Genomic DNA, 24,785 nt, shown 5'->3' on the forward strand with positions numbered 1-24,785 from the left:
TTATGAAAACCTTAGAAAATAAAGTAGCCATTATCACGGGGTCCGGTTCTGGAATCGGAAAGGCAGCCGCGCTTCTATTTGCCCAAGAAGGGGCAAAAGTAGTCGTATCGGATATTCAGGAAGAGCATGGAAAAGCAGTCGTCGAAGAAATCAAAAGCCAAGGTGGAGAAGCCTTCTTTTTCAAAGCTGATACATCAAAACCCGCAGAAAACGACGCATTGGTAAAAGCAACTGTTGAAAAATATGGGAAGCTGGATATCGCCGTCAACAATGCCGGAATCGGAGGCCCCTTGGGTATGACAGGAGATTACCCTTTGGAAGGATGGCAAAAAGTCATCGATATCAACCTTTCGGGGGTCTTCTATGGTATGCACTACCAACTGCCCGCTATGCAGAAAAATGGGGGAGGAGTGATCGTCAATATCGCTTCGATCTTGGGTATGGCAGGAACACGTTTTTCACCGGCATATGTGGCTGCAAAGCATGGCGTAGTGGGACTTACCAAAGCTACTGCACTGGAATACGCTACGATGAATATACGGGTCAATTCCATCGGTCCGGGATATATCATGACTCCTCTGCTTACCAATGCGTTGGATGAGGCTACGCTAAAACAGGTTGAAGCACTTCACCCGATCGGTCGATTGGGTAAATCTGAAGAAGTAGCCGAATTGATCCTGTGGTTAAGCTCACCCAAGTCATCCTTTGTCACCGGATCCTATTATGCAGTAGACGGAGGATATTTGGCTCAGTAATGAGCTAAGGAAATTAAACCCAACTCTACCAGGGAAAATCCTTTGAAGAGTTGGGTTTTCTTAAATCAGTTCTTGAAAAAATAGATTGACTCAGTTTGATCACACTGATCATTAAGACTCTGAAAACTTCAGGTTTTCTATAAATGCCACCAATTGGGCAGAGTTCTTCAATCCCAATTTTTGGATTAAGTTTCTCCGATGGGTATTCACTGTCAAATCACTTAAAAATAATTTCTCTGCGATTTCTGATGATGTAAAACCCTCTGCTACAAGGTTTGCAATCTGTTTTTCCCGCTTGCTGAGGATATTTAACCTTGAAGAAGACTTTGTGGAGCTTGGAATTAAAGTTGGAGATGGAGGAAAAGTAGCCAAATTTTCCATTGCATTTCTCAAAGCATCCAAAAGCTCTTTTTTGCTTATAGATTTGGGCAGGAATCCAATAGCACCTTCTTTTCTGCATTTTTTCATCACCTCAGGATTGGTTTCCATGGTCAATAAGATCACTTTACTGTTTGGGCATTCAGATTTCAGTTGCCTAATGGAATCAATTCCTTTAGAATCCGGAAGAAAATAGTCCAAGAGAATGATATCAGGCTGAATTTCTTTGGAGATTCTCAGACCCTGTTGGAAATTCTCCGCATGAATCAATTCCTCAATAAAGGTTTCATTGCCCAGAAGCGAATAGATGCCTTGGGCAAATAGTAAATGGTCGTCAATGTGGACTATTTTTAACTCGCTGAAATTAAGCATGCAACGGAATGATAATGGTTAGGGTGGTTCCTGTCTGGTTTGTCTCCAACTCAAATGAGCCTCTTAGGTAATTGACTCGCTCCCTGATATTTTTTAAACCTATCCCGGAAAAGGCCAAAGAGGAATCTATTCCTTTGCCATTGTCCTCTGCGATCAGTTCAATTTGACCCTCTTGCTCCGAAATGCTCAGCAATGCTTCCGTAGCTTCGGCGTGTTTGACGATATTTTGCAGGAGTTCGTTGGAGATTCGATACAAAATTAATTGCAGGGGTTTGGGTAAAGTAGAGGTTACCTGAAAATAAAAATGAAAGTCTATTTCATATTTCTGCATGACTAGCTCAAGTTGGAGCCTAAGTACATTTTCTAGGCCATTTTCCTCCAGATAGTGAGGAGTCAGATTGTGACTGAGTGATCTTGCCTCTTGGATACTTTGTTGGATTAATTGTTTCAGTTCTTCTATGGGACCAGCAGGATAGTGGTCCGATATCGTCTCGGTTTTGATATATAAGCTTGCCAACATCCCGCCGATGCTGTCGTGTAAATCTCTCCCCAACCGTTGCCTTTCATCTTCCTGCACTTGGATCAACTGATCAGCTACCTGCTTATCTTTTTCCAAAATCTCAATGGTCAGTTTCTCCTTTTCCTTTTTAAATAAAGAAGCGCGTCGGGCAAAAGCCGCTGTGATAATTCCCGTCTCCACCATCAAGCCGAAGGCACTTCCAAAGTCCAACAAATAATGGGGTAATCCGATTGAAACTACTTTTTGGTTGATCTGAATAAGGACTCCATAAAGGACCAAAAAGGCAATCCCTACAAAATAATATCCCGCAATTGGGACTTTGGCTTTCCATTGCTGAAAAGGATAATACAAGACCAACAGGCTCGACACCAATGACACTACTAAAGTGAATTGAAGGAGATTCACCTTTGCATCTGGATTTTTCAGAACATTTGGGGTCAAGAAAATGGATAGAATAAGGCAAACCTGAAGGATAATTATCGCCCAGATCAGTTTGGCTGTAATTTTTCCTGTAGTCTTTGGGGGAAAGAACATCACCACCAATAGCAGGATAAGGATATTGGTAAGGAGATTGAAAAAGGGCCTGGCCTTTCCAACCCAATCTATTTGTTCCGGCCATAAATACTGAAAGGTCAATCCCCAATGGGTAGCCAACCAAAAGGAAATAGATAAGACATAAGCTGCATAGATAGCCCCACTCCAAGATTTGAGTTCTGTCGAAAAAAAGATGGCAAAAATGAAAACGATGGCCATCCAGCCCAAAAACAAGCCTATCACCAATGTATCGATCGATTTCCGTTGATGAAAAGTCTGGAAATCCAAAACCTCAGGTTCGATATGAAAGGTTTCGCCCACCTTGTCCAAAAGCATTAGATAGTGCTGCGTGCTGTTTGGGGGAATTACAAGTGGAATTACCAAGTCTCTGTCTGGAAAAGGCCTTTGTCCAAAAGGAAAAAAATCCCCCAATTCCTTAGAAGGTATGCTAGAGTTGTTTTCGAATACCAGAATTCGGTTGATATGGGGATTGTTGGGAACAAAAAGGAATTGACGGGTGGAATCAGAAGGATTGTCAATCGTCATCCCCAACCACCATTGATTACGGGTAATCCCCGGATTGAATTGGATTTTGTCCCGACGGATAGTGTCCGATATTCCCCATGCATTTTCAGGAGTATAATTTAGGTCAGGAAAGATGCTGAACCGGGGACCAAGATTATCCTCATGGCTACAGGAGATCAGTAGCGGCAATAGGAAAATCCAAACGGAATACCTGATGAAAGGCCAAAGCCGCTTTAAGAAGTCATGAAAACAGAATTTGAAATAAATTCTATAGGAGGTGGAAAGCAAAATGGATTGACTTGGGTGAAATCACCCCTAATATATAAACAGCATCATTTATTAAGTCAACTGTCAAAAAATTACCTAAAAATAGGTATTGGAAGAGGCCCTGTTTGGAATCGAACATTGTGTTAAGAAAAATCGAGGAATCACTAACCCAAGGATTCTTCTCAAACCAAATCATATCTAGCTACAATTCAATCAACCAAATGAAAATTTCCATTTCAAAAAAAGCTAAAAATCTTCTTATCAGAAGTTTTGTTTTGATGCTTAGTTTCCTTCCTCTTTCCGCTTGTGAGTATTTCAAAGAGCTCATCGGGGATGAAGTGGATTATTATTCTATTAATTTTTTCGATAGTGACGGCACATTGAGTCAGGTAGAAATAGAAGGGTATTTAAATCTGGGTGGTACCTCACTGCCTGTAAGTTCATCTACTTTCAGTACCCTGTATGTTTCTCAGAATTATATTTCTTTGAGTTTTCAATTTCAGGACGATAATTATACCATCAGCGTTCCAACGAAAAATGGGGATTATGTTATAGTGGATGATTACTTGGGAGAAAATATGCATTTCGGGAGTGCTTATCAAGAATTTCCCGAAGGAACAGGCAGTCTTTCAGGCCTTACGGTTAATGCAAAAGATTCTTACGAAGGAAAAGGAAGATTCAATATTTCAGGAAAGGGTAAATTTACCCGAGCCTTAGGAACCCGACAGCCTCAAAGTTTTGATTTTATTCTTTCTGTTGATTTTGATACAGATAGGGCAATTGGTTCGCCTATCTCCGGTGGAAATAGCGGAGGTTCGACGGGTGGATCTACAGGAGGTGGCTCAGGTTCTACTTCTTGCGTCAATGACATTAAGGCACCCATACTTACGAGTTATTGGAGGGATCAAATCAGACCTGGTTCCGCTACCGGTACAGGAAGAAAAGTGGCCGCAAATACGATATTTTCAAACTATTCTGCATCGGATGTTGCTCTGGTGATCGATGGAACATCAGGTGGCACACGCTATGTGGTTCAGATTATGTTAACAGCTTCAAATTTGGTAGCCAATAAAACTATAGATTTTAGAAACGCGGGAACAGGAACCGGTCTTACAAGTACGGGTGCAGTGGGAAGATTGATAGCCTTTAATGGATCAGTTAATGACGACTGGAGAACCAATCGGGATTGGGGAAAGAATCAAGATAGGGGAGATTTAATCATTGAAACTGTCACCCCTAAAATCACCGGGAGCTATAGGTTTCAAGCTTCGGGAGATGGATATCCTACTCTTAATGATCAATATGCGGAAGTTAGCGGAAAATTCTGCATCGATCCTTGATGTATAATTTTTTTGAAATTTGATTCAAGCGGTCTGTTGAAGACTGACTAAATACCAAAAATAAAACCTGCCAAAATCTGATTTTTGGCAGGTTTTTGATTTTGTGACTTTTGGTTAAAACTCCCATCGGGTAAATAAGCCGTAGTTGTCCCGTGAAATTTTATCTGGACCATATTGGTCCCAATTAGCACCGATACCAAAGCCAAGAGGTCCCTTTTTAAGTCCCGCACGCAAGTAAAGAAAGCTTCTGTTGTGGTGGTCCTCGGCCAAGGTATAATTATAAACAAACTGAAGCCTCGAATAAATGGACCAAGCCTCATTGAGCATTGGCTTGTATTCGTAGAGGCCAAAAAGCTTCACGTCTTTAGATTCGCCTAGCTGATAGTTAAGCACGGAGATGGCCAGCCATTTTTTACTGGCATACCCATGTGTCAATCCTAAAGTAGTACCAAATCCAGCCACTGAATTGGCCTCAGCCCCTGCAGCCAAGAAGAAGCCTTTTTTACCTAAAGCATAATTGACTTGAAAAGGCATAACCATTGAATCACCGACACGTCTTTCCTTGACATAATTCTCTGAAAATACCGCAATGGCCAAGAGACTGAATTTGCTTTGCGGGGCAAAATTACGCTTGAAAACCATCTGAAAATCCAATCGCTCGTGACCAAACATCAACTCAACCGGGGTAGGAGGTGCAGGAGGTCCCTGTGCCAATGCCGACGTTGGCAAAATGCTAAATAGACTAAAAATCAAAAGAAGGAAGCTAAAGGTGAGTTTTGTAAATCTTGGGCTCATCGGTTTGGGAGATTATGCCTCAAAATTAGCAAGGACCATTTTCTTGAAACTTGCTCTAAGGCAAGACTTTCCACTTACAATTGCGCCTTGAGACGGCTCAAAGTATAGGGAGTAATTCCCAGATAAGAAGCAATCATCCGACTTGGAATTCGGGTTAAAATCATTGGATACTGCCCTAATAGCCATCGCAGGCGATCCAGGGCAGTCATACCCTGCAAATCATAGATCCGCTTTTGGGAAGTGATGTAGGCGTTTTCGAGGATGTTTCGGTAGATTTTGTTGACGGGAGGATTGTTTTCTACCAAGCCGAAAAAGTCTGATTTAGATATCCTGAGCACCTCCAATGGCTCAATGGCTTGGAGATTTTCTATTGAGGGTGAACCCTCGATCAGACTGGTGAGATTGGTGCCAAACTTATTCTCAAATGCGAAGTACCGGGTCAGTTCCATGCCTTCGGCGTTCACATGATACATTCGAAAACTCCCCTTGGTGACAAAGTAATTGTGCTGACATACCTCTCCTTCCCGAAGCAGGAACGTATTGGTTTTGTAGGAAAAGGGCTGAAAGCAAGCTGAAATCGGTACAAATTCCTGTTCGGAAAGACCAGTCCTCTCTTTCATGTAGCGGTAAAGCAAATCCAATTGGCTCATGGTCAATTTTGGGTGATGCGTTCAAGATACACATTATCCTAGTATCAACTTACCCCGCGTTTATTTGTCAAGGATTCTGTTTAGAAACTCTTAGCTAGGGTATATCCCTGGCAGGTTTTCAAATCTGCCATGTTCTTTCAATCCTTTTAGCTTCCAGGACGGATAAAGCCGCCCGATGGATTAGGGCTAAAAGGCATCCTGTGAAAACTTTCCCAAAACACTTCTCTTTCGCTTTTACCTGGGGTATCCCAATGCAAATGGGAAACCTGCTCGATCGGAAGGTACTTATCAAAAGTTAAAATCAGGCCATGCCGGCATTCAAACTGAATGCTAAATCCAATATCCAAATCGCCAGAACTCAAATGAGCTTCTGTAAACTTTGCTTCTGCGTTATATTGAGGCATTAGCTAAGAACTCACTCCAGTGAGGTCGAGCTGCGAAGTTAAATGCCGGTGAATAAAAGAAAAAAGAAGGACCTTGGGCTCAGGAACAAGCCATTCTCGGGGTGCGATTTAAGAGTGTAAATGAAAATATTTTAAAGCCCTAATTAGGCATTTGGAAAGAAAAATTCCCCCCCATCAACCAAAAAGCCCGATCGAAAGACCGGGCTTTTGCTTGTTGTTGGGATCTCTTATCGTTTCAAGAGTCTGACTACTTTGGTTTCCTGACCTTGGTTCAGGTGTAAGTAGTAGATTCCGTTTTTCATACCATTGGCATTCACCACGAGGTTCATTCTTCCTTTTTCAAAAGCAGCCACACCGCTTTGTAGAATTTGGCCTCTCTCGTCAAATAGGATATAAGAAACTTCTACATCCAAAGGCTGATCGAGTTGCACATTCACCTGATTGTCCATCGGATTAGGGAAGGTTCTGCTTATGCTGGCAGAGATAAACGCTGCATCCACGGTGCTACCACTTGCAGTTCCGCAAGGTACTACACCGCATGCACCCAAAGTGGCTCCTTTTTCCAAAAGTGCAGGTACAGCTTCCAATGCCACGCTGAGGGTATTGCTTCGACCTGAGTTTCCAGCCGGCAAGCACACGGTTACTTTGTCTCCCTTGTTTCCGCTTCTCACATCCACCACACAGACGGTGACTTCATCGGTGAAGACATTTCCGGCTTCGTCGGTCACGGTTAGCGTATAGGTAGTAGTCTCTGTAGGAGAAACTGTGATCTCCTGTCCGACTTGTCCATCGCTCCAAGTGTAGGTATAGGCACCATTACCTCCGGTGGCATCAGCTGCACGAAGGGTTGTGCTCGATAATGGAGGATAGCCAAGATACACCACCCCACCTTCACCGGCATCAGAAACCAGCGGAGCTCCAGCCAGCAGTCTGACTGATACCGGAAGGTGATCTGAAGTCGTATTGGCGTAATTGTCGATCAGGTTGAACGGAATAAACAATACCTCAGATCCTTCCAAGTAGTTGTCATACAATTCATTCGAAATCGTGATATGGTCGATCACATTGTCATTGAAGATAAATGATCTCAAACCCGCCTCACTCAGGGAAACGGTGACACCGTCAAAATCAGAATCTGAAAGGATTACCTCATAGGTAGAGGTACCACCACCGATTGACACGTCCAAATCATCGTTGTAATCACCCAACAAAATGATGTTTTCATCCGCATAGTAGGCATCCAAGGTGTCTTTTAACGCTTTATTGTCAAACCTTCTTCTTAGCAGATCCTCGTTTGAAGAACCAGACTTCGCATGGATATTGATGAAGTTGATTTTTTCTTTCACTCCGTTGATATCCGCAATAGCAGTAATCATCCAAGGCAAGCGGCCACTGGACCAGAAGGAAGAAGCATTTCCGGTAGGATACCCATCCAAAAGGTTATTCAATCCCAATCGGGCTTCATCATAGATCTGCTCAAATAGCACTTTGGAATCTAGGATTTCCACCACGTTGGTGTTGTAGATCAGGCAGAGCTTCTGAGGTGGGAAAGTTGGATCAGGAGCCTCAAATGATCTGGAGAATCGATCCGAGCAAATTACTGCATAGCCCGGCAACTGTGCCACCACGCTTGAGAGAAGATTCTCATCACTGATCTCCTGTACTGCAATCACATCCGGAAGGGTGGCTTGGAATACTTTCAGCGCATTGGCAGCCTGAAGCGTCACGTCTGAAGGTCCAAAAGTGGCTATGGTAGATCCAAAGAACTCCATGTTCCAAGTCATCACATCCAGGGTTTCTGCTGCAGGAATATCTGATCCGGCACCTTCGTAAGGATTGGTGCCTGGAAGATCGGCAATAAATCTCGGGAAGAGCTGCAAAGTACCTCGGAAACTACCCAAAACACCAGTGATAGTTTGCGCGCCTGTAGGAATAACTCTTCCTACCAGGCTGTTGACTTGTCCGTCGATTCTCAGCTGAAGATTTCCTGTTCCGTCGGTAATCACATAATTGCTCTCTGGGAACAGCAATCCTTTTGGCACAGCAAAAGATGCTGCCGGAATCTGAATCAGTTGACCCTCCAAGGCAGGAGTGATTTGAGAAATGCTTACCACTCGTGGAGAAATCGCATTTCCTGAACTGATCAATTCTAGTTCAGTCACGTTGGTCAGCTGGATTTGCTGATTAAATGCACCCAATGAAGCCAAAATCTCGATTTCATCTCCAATTTGGAAGACACCCATGCCGTGTATTTGCGTGTCAAATACAGGAATACCACCTGTAGCATCCTGAATAAAGGCAGGACCGCCAAACTGATCCGTTGCAGTCAAAATACCTTTTACCAGGACCTCAGCACCTTGAGGCTTAGTTCTGGCTTCTGCGATAGTGATCAGGACTGGATCCGGATCCACTACTTCACCGCCAAAGCTCTGACCTGTGTTGATTTGATTGTAAGTACTTGCGATGGAGGTGGATGTCCAAGTGAAGTCATTGTACTTAGTACCAGTCCCTTGGAGTTGCAGGGAAAAGTTTATAGGGGTAGAAGTTCCCTGACTCGCGCCCACATCTTCGCTGGTCAAGCCATTTGCAGGACCACCCACAGCCACAAAGCTTCCCTCATAGCTGAGGAATTGAATTACTTCATGGGCTGGATTCACTAAGGCAAAGCCATCAGGAGCTCCATTTTGCAAGCCCGGAGCAGCAAAGAACAGGGTGCCGAATCCACCGTTTTGGTTAGGGAATACCCCGGAAAGAGTGATGGCCCCATAAGGGGCACCGCCGGTACCGTTGTAAAGGACCAACGTCCAACCGCTGAGATCCAATCCGGCTGTACCGGCTAGCTCGATCCCTTCATTGACATCATTTCCGGCATTGTCGTAATGGAATTCATTGACAAAAACCACCGGATCTGAAGCAAGAGTTTGACCGGTATTGATCGCTCCAAACGTGTTGGTGGCAGCAGCTTGCCAGGTAAAGTCTGTATACTCTTTGCCTGTGCCGCTTAGCTGGAGAGAGAATCCAACAGGGGTGGTGCCTGGTTCGGTGACGCCTATATCCGTACTGATCAGTCCATTGGCTGGACCACCCACCGCGGTAAATGTACCTTCATAACTTAAGAATTGAACTACTGTCCCATTATTGATTAAGGCTATTCCATCGGGACTTCCATTTTGAATTCCATCAGTAGGATAGGAGGCGACGACAAACCCAAAGCCATTCCCCGAATCCGGGATGCTTCCGCTGAGTGTTCGGGTGTTGTAAACTGCCCCGTTGGCCCCATTGTAGAGGACGATGGACCAACCTGTCAGGTCAGTCCCTGCTGGTCCGGCAATTTCGATGGCTTCTCCGGTATCGGTGCCAGAATTGTCGTAATGTATTTCGTTGATAAAGACCTGTTGGGCTTGAGCTGAAAAGCCCCAAAAAGCAAACAGGATCAGGCATAATGCACGTAAAATTTTTCCCATAAAGTTTGATTTAGATTTTGACATTAAAATTCAAGGATATTTCATAACCATAAAGATTCCTAAGGTTATGATTAAGTTATTTTTTGTGGAAGGATATTGTTTTGAATTTTGAAAAAGAATGAATCACGATTTGACCAAAAATATAAAAGCCATTTCCTTCGAGTCATTGGTCTTAAAAAAGGAGGAAATCCAGGATTTTCGAATTGAATTTATCCATAGAGTTCCAGCCGAAGGTATGACGATTCATCCTGAATTTTGGCGGTTTGAAATTCGTTTTTTGTGATCTGAACCCATTTTTTATTGCTTCAAAAAACATCTATAGGATGATGTAGTTCATTGGTAATTAATAGTTTAACCTATAAACATTCAAAACCAATGACTACTTCAATCAACCGATTTATCAAAGGAGGGATGTATTTGTTCCTCGCTTTGATCATTGTTTCCTGTTCGGAAATCGGGGAGCAGACTGACCCTGTTACCCAATCCAACCTGAAATCCATCCCTGAAGTCCTAAAAACTTTGGAACAGGGTGATGCGGGACAGGATGTGAACGCCAGAAGAAGTGCAGGTGCTACCTACGCCACCTTCAATGCAGCCCTGGGCAAATCAGGATTGGCTTCTGTTTTCTCCAGAAATGACCTGACCGTATTTGCTCCCACTGATGCGGCTTTCGCAGCTTTGGGACTGAATCCCGGCAATATTGGCAGTGTAGAAGGGCTGACCAATATTCTGCTTTACCATGTCGTGGCTGGATCCGTATTTTCTACCGATCTGACTGCTGGTTTTGTTCCAACTTTAAACGGTGCGGCTGTAAAAATCAGCCTGATGGGAGGAGCAAAGGTAAATGAGGCTAACATCGTGATGGTGGATAAGCAAGCCCGAAACGGGGTGATCCATGGAATCGATCGGGTATTACTGCCTCCTGCTGAAAACATCATGCAACTGGTAGACGGCAACCAAGATTTTAGCATTTTAAAGACCGCTATTGATGCAGCCGGGTTGAGAGAAGCGCTTGCCACCACCAATGACCTTACGGTGTTTGCGCCTACCAATCAGGCGTTTTTTAATCTATTGGAGGAATTGGGCTATGATAGTTTGGGTAAATTGGTAGGTGCTATCGGTACAGATGGTTTGATCAGTGTACTCAAATACCATGTGTTTGCAGGTGGTAGAATATATTCTTCCGACCTGTCAAACGGTGACATCACCATGTTCTCAGAAGATAAGGTTACTGTGGATGTGTCAGGTCCTAAATTGATCGATCTGGGAGGAAGAGAATCCATGATCATCGGCACAGACGTGCAGGCAACCAATGGTGTGGTGCATGTGATCGATACGGTGATTCTGAACCTGTGACAGATAGAGGAGTATAAATAAAATGAAAAGAGCGAGGTCATTTTGGTCTCGCTCTTTTTTTGGATTGATGAAACACTAAAAAACAAATATACAAAAGCCATGTCACTAATCAACCTGAGCTCAATAGTGTAATGAACAGCTCTTCCTTCTTTCTTTTTGTTTGATCCAAAAGAAGGAAAAGCTCAAGCTAGGACAACATGAGAGCCTTATTCTCAGGCAGGTATCAGAAATTTTTAAGGAATTTTTTCTTCTGGGTGCAACCCAGACTCTCACTTTTCCATCCTGAAACAAAATTCCAATTCGTGTAAGAATACTGCCATGAAAAAAACCAACTCAATGTTTCACCTAGTCAACTTGGGAAAACTTCCGCTGGAGGTCTCCCGTTTTTTGCCTTCCTTTTTAGCCATTCCTTTACTCTTTTTCGGGTCGGCATGTAAGGATCAGGAAGAAATAATTCCCCAGGGAAATCCCATCAACCTCAACTTCAAAGAAATTTCCCTGAGTTTTTCGGAATCCCAAACATCCGGAATTGAGGTCATCCTTCACCTGGACAAACTGGCCGGGGCCAACTCTGAAATCACCCTGAGATTACAACAAGGAGAGCTAAGCGGTAGATGGGAAACGACCCCTGCAATTTCGGCTCAGAATGAACTCAAAATTCCAGTTACGAGAGGGGCACGGCAGGTTTCCTTCCAAATCAACCCTATAAATGATCTCCTTTACAATGGTAATCTCAGCCTGAATTTCAAAATTATACAGGTAGGATCTGATCTCAAGATCGGAACCGCAGATCAAATCGAGATAACGCTGATTGATGACGAACTCAGTGGAAAATTGAAATCCTTTGAAACCCAGGGAATGCTTACTCAATTCAGAAGTTTTGACTACTCTCTATATGGAAAAATCAATAGGATAGTGCACAAAAATCCTCAGGCCAGCAACTCTGAAATTTCCTACACCTACCTCTATGACGACAAAAGACAACTGGTCAGAATCAATTCTAATCCAGAGTCTACCAATCAAACTTTTTTCTATGAAGGAAACGTATTGGCCAGAACCATCAAGCAGTTTTCTACCAATCAGGTAGAAAGTGAGGAGTATACTTTCGACTCCGAAAACCGAATTCTGGGGATTACCGTTCGGGATCGAAATGCCGTCGCACAAAATCCCGTAAAATCGTACACCGAATTTACCTACCATGACAATGGAAACGTGCACACCATTACCACCATGGAGCCCATTTCCAACTTGGAGTATAAGGTGATCCGAAAGATTACCTATTCGGATTACTTGGAAAAAACCAATCCCGTACCCTATTATCAGGATATCCCTGCATTATTGATTCAGCCCCATCTGCCCGGAAAGGTGATTATCGAAGAGCATGAGACCACGTTTACCTATGGGTTGACTTACCAATTTGATTCTTCCGGAAAAGTGACCAGTCGCAACGTATCAGGCCCCAGTGGCACAGAGATTACCCGCTATTCCTACTATTGATTGGGAAGAATCAGACTGTTTTGGTCATCCACTCCAGATGGGGTATTTTTTTGAAAATCCTGCCTCTCGTGATGGAGAGGCAGGCATTTTTTTTCTTGGGGAGGTGAATGGTATATGACTTCTTCCTTTTTCAAGGGTATCTCAACTAGGATTCTGAATTGATTGGGACCGCCTAATCCGATCAAACTTAGATCAGGGCCATGCCAAATAGGGCAAATGCCGTATTTCCACCCCCATTTTGCAACCTTATACTTGGAACGTTAAATAATCCATTTTTCGCAATGAAATCGAGCATGTCGGAGGAGCCACACACTGGAATGATTTTTTGCCATGTGAAATTATCCCGATCCGCCGCGGCGTACGGGACAGGCTCTCTGACCTACAAGATGAACCTTAAAGTCATAACCAAAACTATGTGATCATGAAAAAATCAATTCTCTCTATCCTGTTTGTGATGCTTTTCCTGACCCAACTTCAGGCTCAGGAGATTTTTAACGGACTCAGTAAAGGACCTTACAGAAAAACAGTGGAAGAAAGTGATAAAATCACTATTCCACAGTTCAGTATCAATTTTGAAACTTACACCGAGACCAAAGTGGTAGTGCAGGAAGGAAAGTTGAGCAAGCTTCAGAATACATTTGAGGCCGCTAGCAAGGGAGGGCAGTATGGAGGCAGCCAATCAGGATCGGCCAAAACCACCACTATCCTCAATTCTCCACTGGAACTGGCAGATTTTCAGGAATTAGCCAATGACTTTCAGTTAATATTGGAAGAAGAAATCGGAAAAGCCGGCAAGAATGTATTGCCCCTGAAAGACCTGGTCAAAACGGATGGCTATGCCAAAATGCAAGAAAAATACTCCAGTAAAACTGCATCCAAAGGCAAAAATAATTCGGATGAAAATGTGGGAGTGGGTCAGATCAAAATGTTTCCTGAAAACAGCCTTTTCATGTTCGATGAAAAATCCGTGACCAGGGGAGGAGGAGTTCCCTTTGTGACTATGATGAGGAATTTTAATAAAGAAACAGGTGCGGTGGTGATGCTAAACAATGTCGATGTGGACTTCTCTACCGTAGAGCTGAATGTAAGTCTTGATGCGGGTACCCAAGGAAAAACGACTTCAGCTGACACCAAGATTTTTCCAAAAATGAGAATTTCCAGAAATACCATGGACTTCATCGGAAAGGGTGGAGCACCAAGTACGGCACCGGCTACCTTGGTTTCAGAATATGTCGCTAACAAAGAATATGAGGCTAAGATCTATAAGGATACCGCCAAGAGTAAGAGTCTGATTGATAAAATGACAGGTAGCGGGGCCAAGATCGATTTTGATCCATTTATTGTAGAAATGTCAAAAGACACCTATAAACAAGCAGCTAGGGATTTGTTTAGGCAATATGCCCAAGATTTGGCCAAGGCATTGGTAGTTGGGGCCAATTAAGGGCTTAAAATCGTCCATAGGGAACCGGGGGTTTTTCCCCGGTTTTTTTATTTCCAATTTTCAAATCTTTAAATCGTTCAATTTTCCCATCTTATACTTCTTCCAAAAATAAAACGGAACCCCGAGTAAAACGCCCAACACGCACCAGATCACAATCTCCAAACCTGATCCAAATATGATCCAGAAACTAAAGATCATTCCTAAAATTCCTAATCCGATCTCACGGAAATTTCTTTGAAAACCCAACTGACGGGTAAAAGCAAAATAGGCAAAAGCAGAAGCCGCGGAAAGATAAAAAAGGAGAGAAGTCAAGGTGGTCAATTCCACCATGAATTCATAGAGATCGGCAAAGCCCTTGGAGGAATTAGCCAGCAAAAGGATAGAAGCTACCGAACTCGAAACCGCGATTCCCATACCGGGCGAACCCTTGCGGTTGAGTTGTGAAATAGATTTAGGCAAATAACCATCCAAGGCCAACGAGCGGGAAATTTGACCCTGGACCAAAATCCAGACATTTAATGCCCCAAACGTGGAAATACAGGCACCAGCTGCTACCCAGTACCTGGCCTTTCCGCCGAATATCCGGGTGGCCGTATCACTCAATGGTGCAATGCTATGGGCTAATTCTCCAGGAGATATCGCACCAAAAAGCGAAATCGTACTGAAAATGTAGAGCAGGATGACCAAGATCACTCCGATCATCGTTCCCTTGGAAATATTTTTTTCAGGATTCTTGATGTTATCGGCCGGTATGGTGGCTGTCTCGATACCCAGAAAAGCAAAAAAGCACAGGACTGTAGCTCCTGAAATGGCCTGCAGAGAAGATTCCCCGGACAGATTGAATGGAAAAAAATGATCAGGATTGAAAAAGAAAATCCCGCCAATCGCCACGACCAATACCGGTATGATCTTCAACAATGTGGTCACCACCTGAAGATTTCCCGAAGCCCTGACGGAATAAGTGTTCAGTAAACTCAAGCTCCAAAGCACCCCCAAGGCTACCAGCACCGAAAGCCAAGGATGTTCAATCACTGGGAAAAATACGCTTAAATATCCCGCAAAGGTCAATCCAATGGCTGCATTGGTAGTCCAAAGGGTCATCCAATATCCCCAGGCCACCAAAAAAGAAGGAAAATCTCCAAAGGCTCTTTTCGTGTAGATGTAAGACCCTCCGTTTTCAGGGATGGCTTTGCTGAGTTTTCCCATGATTTGGGCCAATGTAAGGGCCCCTAAGGCCGCCACCATCCAACCTATCAGACTGATTCCCCCAAATCGAGCCAAGGCTGCGGGGAGAGCAAAAATGCCCGAACCGATCATTCCCCCCGCAACCAGAGAAATTACGGTGATCAGTCCCAACTGTCTGGAAGAGGAATTTTTCAAAAGAAAATCGGTAATGGTGGCTTTTACTTAATTTGTGGATTCAGTAAGGTAAAAATATATGACGAATAAATTCTCCATCCACCCTGATATTGCTCAGGCTGAAACGCTCCCATCCTCCTTTTACAGATCACAGGAAGTCTTTGACCAACTCTTGGAAAAAGTCTTTGCCAAAACCTGGCAGTGGATTGGAGACAAGTCCATGGTGAGTCTCGATCAGCAAATCCATCCTTTTTCTTTTATGGAGTTTGGAATTCAGGAACCCATGTTGTTGACCAGGGAAGGGGAGCAGCTTTCTTGCCTTTCCAATGTCTGTACCCATCGGGGAAATATTCTTTGCCATGACCCCAAGCAATCCCGTCAAATCACCTGTGCCTATCACGGGCGTAGGTTCAATTTGCAGGGGGAATTTCAGCACATGCCACAGTTTAGAGAAACTCAAAATTTTCCCCGGCCTCAGGATCACCTTCATCGATTTCCCTTGAAGACTTGGGGACCTTGGCTTTTTGCTGCCCTTTCCGATCAGCATGACTTTCAGTCTGTGCTGGAGGTGATGAATCGAAAGGTAGGTTTTCTTCCGTTGGAGCAATTCAAAGAGGACAAAAGCCGAAACAAAGATTACCTCGTCAATGCCCATTGGGCGCTTTATTGTGACAATTACCTGGAGGGTTTTCATATTCCCTTTGTCCATGCCGACCTCAATGCCGTGTTGGATTATGGAAAATATGAAACCATCCTTTATCCTCACTGCAACCTTCAGATCGGGCATTCCTCCGGCGGGGAGCATGTTTTTGACTTGCCGAGGGACCATGAGGATTATGGGAAGCAGATTTCGGCCTACTACTTCTGGGTTTTCCCCAATATGATGTTCAATTTTTATCCTTGGGGCTGCTCCATCAATATAGTCAAGCCTATTTCTCTCCACAGAACCAAGGTCAGCTTCATTACCTATGTGTATGATGAATCCAAGTTAGATACCGGAGCAGGTGCGGCATTGGACAAGGTGGAGCGGGAAGATGAATTTGTGGTGGAGGGAGTATTCAAAGGAATGGCATCCAGAGTCTATCAAACGGGCAGGTTTTCACCCCAAATGGAAAAAGGAGTACACCACTTCCAGAGACTGTTGGCTGAGTTTCTGAATACCTGAGTATTCGGATTTCCCAGTCCAAGTCACCGACCCAGTAGTGTACCCTAGTTCTGGATTAAATTTTATCCGGGGAGATACTTCACAACTCCATTTTGACGAACTGCCCGCAGATTTTGTCTTCTCCCGCCTGCGGGATTGAAAGAGACATGTACCCATTGATCAAACTCTTGGATCAGTTGGTCATAGGGGAGGGAGGAGTTTTTGATGCGTTGGTAGAGTTGCTCAATTGTCAGGTGACCTGCTTCGATATCGGCAGCCTGTCCGGTCAGGTGCTGACTGCTGGGAGAACCTCCCACGGCCTGATTGACTCGGGGACAGCGATAGCCACTGTTGACAAAAAGGGCCCGCCCCATACTGTCACGCAAGGGCTGAAGGACATGGACACAAAGCAGTCGGAGGTTGTCGATCACGACCGGCCCGGGGTCAAACTGCTCTTCATATCCCAATCGGGTGGCGGTCTGACTTCGGAGAAGTTCTCTCAGGGGGAAGTTTTTGGTGAGTTGCATAGCGGTGAACTAAAATGTAAAACAAAAGAGTCTAAATCGCTAAAAATCAGCGTATAGGAAAGGTAGGAAAAAAAATGAACGTGGAATAAGTCTCAGAAGCCTTTCTCTATTCCTTCAAGAAACTCTTTTACGTCCCTTGAATCACTTGCTTTCTCATCAGTCTCCTCCCAACTCTCAAATTCGTGGTAGTCATGGTCTAGTTCTGAGTCATAAGGATAGAAATGAAGCTTTGGTAAATTCCAGTTTTGGGGTACAAAAAACTCCTCTGAAATCAGCTTTTCCCTAATGAGTTGAGTCGCCTCTTCTATAGATAGCCGATTTTCATTTGAAAAAATCACTGATCCAAACTGCTTATAATTCCCTGCATCTCGGTAGCGATAATTCAGTTTGAGATTTAGCTCAGTTGACAAATCACCCAAACCAAATCCTTCTAAAAACTTGTCCAATTCCTGTTCTGTCAAAAAAGAAATCTCTGGTTCAATTCCTTGTTCAAAAAAGGAAATTAGACTCAAGATCGAATCAAAAAAACGAAAATGAATTCCTTCGAAATTGTAGACATAAACCAGCCTAGATTCCTTTTGATTGATTAGAGTAAGAATTTCAATGGATCGGAAAGGGGTAATGTATTCGGTGGAAATGGGGAGGATTTTGTTCATTTCAAGAGATTTGATTATTCTTGATTACTGATCTTTTAAGAGATGCAAAACGAATTGGATACCTTTTTAATGACAGACCAGCCAGCTACTTGCCCAAAATGTGGAGCTAGAACTGATTTTCAGGAAGTTTCCAAGGATGAAGCTATTGGTGTAATTCAGATTCACCAATGTTTTGACAAAAAGTGTCAGTATAAATTTGAGGTTATTGAATTCTGATTTTTTGAAAATGAAAAAAGGTCAAAAACCGTGGACTAGGGAAGAATTAATCCTTGCAATAAATCTCTATTGGAAAATGGAGTTTGGAAAAATCCATGAACGAAATCCTGAGATTCAAAAATTCGCAAATTTCATTGGAAGAACTCCTGGCTCAGTTGTTTTCAAATTGGGAAATTTTGGCAGTTTTGATCCAAGTTTGCAAGAGAGGGGAGTTGGTGGATTAAAAAACACTTCGAAGCTAGATCGTGAGATTTGGAATGAGTTTTTCGGAAATTTAGAAGACCTAAGTTTTGAAAGTGAAAAGCTGAGAGCTCAGTTTGAAAATAAGACAGTAGAGGAATTGAATGAAATTGATCTTTCTGAATTACCAAAAGAAGGGCTTGTAAGGGAGCAACTAGTAAAAACTCGAGTCAATCAAAATTTCTTTAGAAGAGCAATTTTGGCTTCTTATAAAAACACATGTTGCATCACTGGAATAAACCATCCCAATCTTTTGGTGGCTGGTCATATAAAACCATGGAGTGTAGATGAAAAGAATCGAATGAATCCAAGGAATGGATTATGTTTAAACTCTCTTCATGATCGAGCTTTTGAACTAGGCTTGATTACCGTGAATACTGATTATAAAATTTTAGTATCTCCTAAAGTTCTTGATTCGATGAATGTTAAAACTTTTGAGACTTATTTTGAAAGGCACCATAATCAAAAAATGATATTACCGAATCGGTATCTGCCCGATCCAGAGTTTTTGGATTACCATGGGGAAACAAGATTTTTAAAGTAAATGCAATTTATTCTTCATTTCCCCAAACTCTTCCTATGCCTCACCAAAGACGTCATTTGAGCGATAGCGAGTTGAATGAGAATTGGGCGAATGTTTTGTTTTTGGGCTAAAGCCCAGATAGGGAGGGTTTCTTTTTTGTGGAATGGCCTAAAGGCATATTCCTATTCAATATTCCTGAAACACCATTGCTGTTCAAATTATAGATAGTTTGAATTGCCTCCTGTCCCGATTTTTTTCGGGACTGGAGGCAACTAAATGGCTAAAATTAATGCTGGGCTTTAGCCCAATTCCATAATCATTGGGCTAAAGTCCGAAGTGGAAGGTGTTGCCAATTTTAGAAATGGCCTAAAGGCATATTCCTATTCAATATTACTGAAACACCATTGCTGTTCAAATTATTGATAGTTTGAATTGCCTCCAGTCCCGATTTTTTTCGGGACTGGAGGCAAGTAGATGGCAAAAAAAAATGCTGGGCTTTAGCCCAATTAACCCTTGAATTTCTGAAAACCATATTTGGCCATAAATTCATCATACTCATCCTGAAATGTCTTTTTCTGATGATGTTCCTCTTGATTTTTAATATAATACCGAGTTTTGTCCAACATAGATTCTGAAACAGAAACAGCAAAATATTCATCCTGCCATTCAAATTTCTCTTTTGTAAGCTTGTTTTTATTGATCCAAAAGGATGATTCGCCTTTTAAAAGCTGCACAGTCTTTTCGATGGTTTGATCTACGCCTAGAGAAATCAGACAATGGCAATGGTCTGAGTATCCATTGATGAAATCCACAAAAATCTCTTTCTTCTGGGCGTTTTCACGGATATGATTCCAGACTTTTACCCTAAGTTCTTTTGAGTTCAAGTGCGGCACCCTGTTTTTGGTACTCCAAACAAAGTGAATGTAAACTTTTACAAATGGTATAATTGAAAAATTTAGGAGAAAAAGAATTTGGCTAAAGCCTTGAAACATAAACAATTTAGTGAGAATGGGAAAAAGCCAATTCTTGATTAGGAAAAAATATTTCAAGGAATTCCAATTGAAAAGAGGACTTGAATTTCCTTTTGCTTTTTGCTGAAAATTTTGGGCTAAAGCCCAGAGAGGGGGGGATTCCATTTTTGGAAATGGCCTAAAGGCCATTCCTATTCAAAAAATGCCGAATGGGCATTCCTATTCAAAGGGTTGAGATTTTGAATTATCTCTGTATTATCTGAATAATTTGGGCTAAAGCCCTACTTGATAATTTATAAATTCAAAATGATTGGCCTAAAGGCACATTCCTATTCAAATATGGCAGGACCATCATTACTATTCATTGTATGGATATTTTGCATTGCCTCCTGTCCCGATTTTTTTCGGGACAGGAGGCATGAAAATGCAAAGGAAACCTTCAGGGCTTTAGCCCAATCTATTTGCATTTTGGGCTAAAGCCCAGAAAGGGGTGATTCTCATTTTAGGAATGGCCTAAAGGCACATTCCTATTCAATAATTTTCCGCTGCTATATTCCTTTTCAAGGTGGAATCTCCCAAAGAAATGAAAAGCCTCATAAATGGTCTGAGATTTTGAATTGCCTCCTGTCCCGATTTTTTTCGGGACTGGAGGCTTTCAAAAGGATGAAAAAAACACACCGGGCTTTAGCCCAATTATTTCAGGAAATCAAGCCAACTCCCTCAAATCCACCGGAACCACCCTCGACACACCTGCTTCGATCATCGTTACGCCATACATGATATCCGTGCTGGCCATGGTCCGCTTGTTGTGCGTCACGATGATAAACTGGCTCTCGGAGCTGAACTTCTGGATGATCTGATTGAACTTGTCGATGTTGGCATCGTCCAACGGGGCGTCCACTTCGTCGAAAATACAGAAAGGCGCAGGCTTCAGCAGGTAGATGGAAAAGAGTAGGGAAGTGGCCGTCAGGGTCTTTTCTCCACCGCTGAGTTGGTTGATGGTCAGGGGACGCTTGCCCTTGGGCTTTGCCATGATCTCAATCGGGGATTCCAAAGGATTCTCCGGATCGACCAAAGTCAGGTCGCAGTCGTCCTGCTCGGTAAAGAGGGAGCGGAAGACTTTCACAAAGTTCTCCTTGATCTTGCCAAAAGCCTCCAAAAACGTATCCTTGGCCACTTGATCGATCTCGGAGATGGTGGATAAAAGAGATTCCTTGGCCTTGACCAAGTCGGCTTTTTGGCCGGTGATAAAGTCGTAACGGATCTTGATCTCGTCGTAGGCTTCCATGGCCATCGGATTGATCGGGCCGATTTTCTCCAGTCTCTCTTTTTGCTTGCGCACCAGATCGCGAAGTTCGTCTTCGGCAAAGTCTGCAAACTCAGGATCAAGGTTCGGATTTTCTTCCATCAACTGATCCAAGTCGAGCTCAAACTCCACACTCAGTCGCTCCTTCATCCCACTCATCTTGAGCTTGATCTCGTTGATGGCGTTTTGGAGTTCGCTGAGCAGGTGGTCAAATCCTTCCTTGGATTTTTGCAGGCTGCGGATGCGGGTATCGGTCTCATCGATCATACCACGGGCGCCGTAGTAGTCTTTCTCGGCCTCGGTCACGCCCTGCTCGATGCTTTCCTTTTCGGAGTAGAGTTCGATCAGTTCATCGTCCTTGATCTCGTTGTTGTCCAAAAGACTTTTGATTTCAGCATCAAGTCCGGCAAGTTCGGTTTGCGACTTTTCGATCCGCTCTTTGGAGCTTTCGAAGGCATTTTGCTTGAATTCGATCTCCTGCTCCAGGCTGTTGACGCGGTTGACCTGTTGGATATAGGTGATGTTTTCCTGATTGAAGGTTTGGGACTTTTCGGCCAATCGCTTGTTTTCGGCTTCCACTTCCTCGGTCAGCAGCGCCACCTGCTCCGCCAAACCGTCAAACTGCTCCTTTTCCTCCGCCAATCGGGGCTGAATCTCGGTCAGGCTTTCTTCCAAGTTCGCAATGCGGTCCAGGATATCTTCCCGCTTGTTGGCATTGGAGCTGAGTAGCTCAGCCAATTGCTCCTTTTTGGTACGGATGGATACGTAGGCCGAATTGAGCTCATTGATGGCCAATTGGCTTTCTTCGAGGGCTTTTTTGTAGCTGACTTCCTTTAGTTTGAGCAAGTCACTCAGCTTTTGGTCGAGGTTAGATCGGGTGGTGCTGACTTTTTTGCCCAAGTCTTTGATTTCCTTGTCGAGCTTTTCCAGGTTTTTGGCACGGCCGATTCGCTTTCCTTCGAAAAGGCCTACCGAACCACCTGAGATGGAAAACTTCCTTTTGGTGTATTTGCCCGTTTCGGAAAGAAACACGCAATCCGGATCGGTTGGAAAATCCTTGTAATCCCCCTGCACGAGGTAGACATTGTCCAGAATAAAATTGATCAGGCGGCTGTACTTGACATCAAACTCGATGATCTCCGTGGCCGCGATGGCATTGGCGAAAAGCTTGCTTTGGCTGGGCTTAAAGCGCTCAAAATGCTCCAAAACAAAGAAATTGGCCTTGCCTCTCGCTGCATCGCTGAGCAACTGGATCGCCGCTATCGCTTGCGCCTCGGTGTCCACCACGTAGTAGTTCATGTAGCTTTCGAGGTAGTTTTCGATGGTCACACGATACTTTTCATCGGTAGTGAGCAAGTCGGAGAGGAGGGGAATATCCTTGCCCCAAGAGTCGTTTTTCTTGAGGAATTTGATGGCTTCCGGGAAGCCCTCCAAGTTTTCGACCAGGGATTTGGTCAAGTTAAATTCATTGGTCTTGGAGTCCAGCTTACGTGAAGAAGTGGTCAACTCTTCGCGGATCATTTCGATCACGCGGTTGGTCTCCTCGATCTTCTGATCCTGATCTTCCTGCTTGGATTTCAGGGTCGCATAGGAAGATTGAGCGGCATCGAGCTGTACTTTCAGTTCCGCCATTTTATCCTCAAACTCCACCAAATTGGCTTCCTGTGAACTGTCATCCGAGGAGGTACGCTCGAGTTCCTGCTTGAGAGTACTGAGTTGGATTTGTTTGATTTCGACTTCCTTGCCGAGTTGGTAGACCCGTTCTTTGAGACTTTCGAAGCGCAGAGCCACCTCTTTTTGAGACTGCTGCTTTTCTGAAGTCACCAGTTTTTGGGCATCGTATTCTTCCCGGAGTTGGGAAACAACAAATTCCTTTTCACCCAGGATCTTTTCTGCCGACTCTTTTTCCTGCTGCAAGGAGCGGATGGAAAAGCCTGCCCGGTCGTTTGACTTGCGGTCATTATCGATCTGCTCGCGCAAAGCTTGAGAGCGATCCTCGAGAAATCTCAGGCGTTCATTTTTGATTTTCTTCTCTGACTCGAAAGCCCGGATTTTATTGACGTGCTCATTGAGGGTCTTTTGACGGGAGGAAAGGAGCTTTTCCTTGTGGATCAGATCGGCTTTGAGTTCGCTGAGTTGGGCTTCCAGATCTGCGATTTGGGTTTGAACTTGAAGCTTGCGATCGGATTCCTGCGTGATTTTTGAATTGGCTTCAATCAGCGCCTGAGCGTATTGCTCGATAGACTTCTTGGCCAAGTTGATACTTGCCAATCGGTAATCAGCTTTGATCTCGAAGTACTTGGCGGCCTGCTTGGCTTGCTTTTCCAGCGATTTTAAATTCTTATCAATCTCAAACAGCAAGTCCTCAACCCGCGCCAAATCGGCATCGGTATCCTCAAGCTTGCGAAGGGTTTCTCTTTTGCGGTTTTTAAACTTGGAGATACCGGCCGCTTCTTCGAAGAGCTCGCGTCGGGAGTTGTTCTTGTCGTTGAGCAACTCATCGATCATCTTGAGTTCGATGATCGCATAGGAGTTGGAGTTGATCCCCGTGTCCATGAAAAGGTTGGTGATATCCTTCAGGCGACAGGTGACTCCGTTGATTTGGTATTCGCTTTCCCCAGTACGGTAGTAGCGTCGGGTGATGGTGACGTGCGTATATTCTGTGGGAAGGAGGTTTTTGGTATTTTCAAAAGTCAGAGACACCTCCGCCATGTTGGTGGGCTTACGGTTTTTGGTACCGTTGAAGATGACGTTTTCCATCTTGTCGGAGCGCAGCATTCGGGATTTTTGCTCCCCGAGCACCCATCGGATGGCATCGACTACGTTGGATTTTCCACAGCCATTTGGACCTACGACACCGGTGATACCCTTGTCGAAGTGGATGACCATTTTATCCCCAAAACTTTTGAATCCTTTGATTTCCAGTTTGCTAAGCAGCATACTCTTTTTTCCTCGCGATTAAGCTTTCAAAATAGGGGGAAAGGATGGATTTGGCAATATTTTGATGAGATATGCTTCGCTCAGCGAAATATGCTTTGCGAAATACACTTCGCTGCGCTCAGTGAAATAAACCTCCCTACGGTCGGTGAGATAGGGGTTTGGTGGAAGTTTAAGGTTCGGAGTTCCTCTCCTGGTCGTCAATCGTTATTCGTAAATCGTAAATCCAGAGATATGCTTCGCGAAATATACTTCATGAGATACACTTCGCTGCGCTCAGTGAAATATACCTCCCTGCGGTCGGTGAGATAGGGGGTTGGTGGAAGTTTAAGGTTCGGAGTTCACCTGCTGGTCTTAAACCGTCATTCGTCAATCGTAAATCTAGAGATATGCTTCGCGAAATACACTTCGCTGCGCTCAGTGAGATATACCTCCCTGCGGTCGGTGAGATATGGGTTCGGTGGAAGATTAAGTATTGTAGTTCCTCTGCTGGTCGTAAATCGTCATTCGTAAATCGTAAATCCAGAGATATGCTTCGCGAAATACACTTCCCTGCGCTCAGTGAAATACACCTCCCTGCGGTCGGTGAGATAGGGGTTGGGTGGAAG

At 43.9% G+C, this 24,785-nt stretch carries 18 protein-coding genes; 7 read left to right on the forward strand and 11 right to left on the reverse strand.

All coding sequences use genetic code 11. The annotated features are described in order from the left end of the window. Positions 1-2: 2 nt before the first annotated feature. Positions 3-755, forward strand: coding sequence for an SDR family NAD(P)-dependent oxidoreductase (locus tag DDT91_RS13955; RefSeq protein ID WP_187176811.1), 753 nt, complete (start codon positions 3-5; stop codon positions 753-755). A 111-nt stretch (positions 756-866) separates the two neighbouring features. Here DDT91_RS13955 and DDT91_RS13960 read toward each other — a convergent pair whose 3' ends face one another. After that, complete coding sequence (locus DDT91_RS13960; protein ID WP_187176812.1) at positions 867-1,505, reverse strand: response regulator transcription factor; 639 nt, start codon at positions 1,503-1,505, stop codon at positions 867-869. Further along, on the reverse strand, positions 1,498-3,273 hold the full coding sequence (locus DDT91_RS13965; RefSeq protein WP_187176813.1) for a 7TM diverse intracellular signaling domain-containing protein: 1,776 nt from the start codon (positions 3,271-3,273) through the stop codon (positions 1,498-1,500). Before DDT91_RS13965 ends, DDT91_RS13960 begins: the two co-directional genes overlap by 8 nt. 299 nt (positions 3,274-3,572) lie before the next feature. Here DDT91_RS13965 and DDT91_RS13970 point away from each other — a divergent pair, with 299 nt between their 5' ends. Beyond that, the gene (locus DDT91_RS13970; protein ID WP_187176814.1) at positions 3,573-4,691 is read left to right on the forward strand and encodes a hypothetical protein; all 1,119 of its coding nucleotides are present in this window, start codon (positions 3,573-3,575) and stop codon (positions 4,689-4,691) included. Positions 4,692-4,805: 114 nt separating this feature from the next. On the opposite strand, the gene DDT91_RS13975 is transcribed toward DDT91_RS13970, so the two are convergent. The 4 genes from DDT91_RS13975 to DDT91_RS13990 form a co-directional block, all read right to left on the reverse strand. Further along, positions 4,806-5,486, reverse strand: a complete 681-nt coding sequence (locus tag DDT91_RS13975) for a hypothetical protein (protein ID WP_187176815.1) — start codon at positions 5,484-5,486, stop codon at positions 4,806-4,808. A gap of 74 nt (positions 5,487-5,560) precedes the next feature. Further along, positions 5,561-6,136, reverse strand: a complete 576-nt coding sequence (locus DDT91_RS13980; protein WP_187176816.1) for a Crp/Fnr family transcriptional regulator — start codon at positions 6,134-6,136, stop codon at positions 5,561-5,563. A gap of 146 nt (positions 6,137-6,282) precedes the next feature. Beyond that, the gene (locus DDT91_RS13985) at positions 6,283-6,540 is read right to left on the reverse strand and encodes a hypothetical protein (protein WP_187176817.1); all 258 of its coding nucleotides are present in this window, start codon (positions 6,538-6,540) and stop codon (positions 6,283-6,285) included. Between the two features lie 227 nt (positions 6,541-6,767). Beyond that, entirely contained in the window at positions 6,768-10,004 is a 3,237-nt protein-coding gene (locus tag DDT91_RS13990; RefSeq protein WP_187176818.1) for a DUF5689 domain-containing protein, read from the reverse strand. 375 nt (positions 10,005-10,379) lie between these two features. On the opposite strand from DDT91_RS13990, the gene DDT91_RS13995 reads away from it, so the two are divergent. The 3 genes from DDT91_RS13995 (at position 10,380) to DDT91_RS14005 (ending at position 14,298) form a co-directional block, all read left to right on the forward strand. Next, on the forward strand, positions 10,380-11,360 hold the full coding sequence (locus DDT91_RS13995) for a fasciclin domain-containing protein (protein ID WP_187176819.1): 981 nt from the start codon (positions 10,380-10,382) through the stop codon (positions 11,358-11,360). A 336-nt stretch (positions 11,361-11,696) separates the two neighbouring features. Next, on the forward strand, positions 11,697-12,857 hold the full coding sequence (locus DDT91_RS14000; RefSeq protein WP_187176820.1) for a hypothetical protein: 1,161 nt from the start codon (positions 11,697-11,699) through the stop codon (positions 12,855-12,857). Positions 12,858-13,278: 421 nt separating this feature from the next. Beyond that, a complete protein-coding gene (locus DDT91_RS14005; RefSeq protein WP_187176821.1) occupies positions 13,279-14,298 on the forward strand; it encodes a hypothetical protein in 1,020 nt (339 codons plus the stop codon). Between the two features lie 60 nt (positions 14,299-14,358). On the opposite strand, the gene DDT91_RS14010 is transcribed toward DDT91_RS14005, so the two are convergent. After that, positions 14,359-15,678: an APC family permease gene (locus tag DDT91_RS14010; protein ID WP_187176822.1), complete on the reverse strand. Its 1,320-nt coding sequence runs from the start codon at positions 15,676-15,678 to the stop codon at positions 14,359-14,361. A 58-nt stretch (positions 15,679-15,736) separates the two neighbouring features. Here DDT91_RS14010 and DDT91_RS14015 point away from each other — a divergent pair, with 58 nt between their 5' ends. Continuing rightward, a complete protein-coding gene (locus DDT91_RS14015; RefSeq protein WP_187176823.1) occupies positions 15,737-16,822 on the forward strand; it encodes an SRPBCC family protein in 1,086 nt (361 codons plus the stop codon). A gap of 62 nt (positions 16,823-16,884) precedes the next feature. Here the strand turns inward: DDT91_RS14015 and DDT91_RS14020 are convergent, their stop codons facing one another. Then, complete coding sequence (locus DDT91_RS14020) at positions 16,885-17,328, reverse strand: D-Ala-D-Ala carboxypeptidase family metallohydrolase (RefSeq protein WP_187176824.1); 444 nt, start codon at positions 17,326-17,328, stop codon at positions 16,885-16,887. Positions 17,329-17,420: 92 nt separating this feature from the next. Continuing rightward, positions 17,421-17,984: a hypothetical protein gene (locus DDT91_RS20680; RefSeq protein ID WP_255502116.1), complete on the reverse strand. Its 564-nt coding sequence runs from the start codon at positions 17,982-17,984 to the stop codon at positions 17,421-17,423. Between the two features lie 226 nt (positions 17,985-18,210). Here DDT91_RS20680 and DDT91_RS14030 point away from each other — a divergent pair, with 226 nt between their 5' ends. Further along, positions 18,211-18,984, forward strand: a complete 774-nt coding sequence (locus DDT91_RS14030) for an HNH endonuclease (protein ID WP_187176825.1) — start codon at positions 18,211-18,213, stop codon at positions 18,982-18,984. Between the two features lie 485 nt (positions 18,985-19,469). Here DDT91_RS14030 and DDT91_RS14035 read toward each other — a convergent pair whose 3' ends face one another. Together DDT91_RS14035 and smc are read right to left on the reverse strand one after the other, a co-directional pair. After that, positions 19,470-19,955: a transposase gene (locus DDT91_RS14035; RefSeq protein WP_222718648.1), complete on the reverse strand. Its 486-nt coding sequence runs from the start codon at positions 19,953-19,955 to the stop codon at positions 19,470-19,472. Between the two features lie 685 nt (positions 19,956-20,640). Next, positions 20,641-24,180, reverse strand: a complete 3,540-nt coding sequence (gene smc / locus DDT91_RS14040) for a chromosome segregation protein SMC (RefSeq protein ID WP_187176826.1) — start codon at positions 24,178-24,180, stop codon at positions 20,641-20,643. Positions 24,181-24,785: the final 605 nt, after the last annotated feature.

Origin of the sequence: Algoriphagus sp. AK58, from assembly GCF_014324365.1 — a bacterium.
In the GTDB taxonomy this organism is placed as follows: domain Bacteria; phylum Bacteroidota; class Bacteroidia; order Cytophagales; family Cyclobacteriaceae; genus Algoriphagus.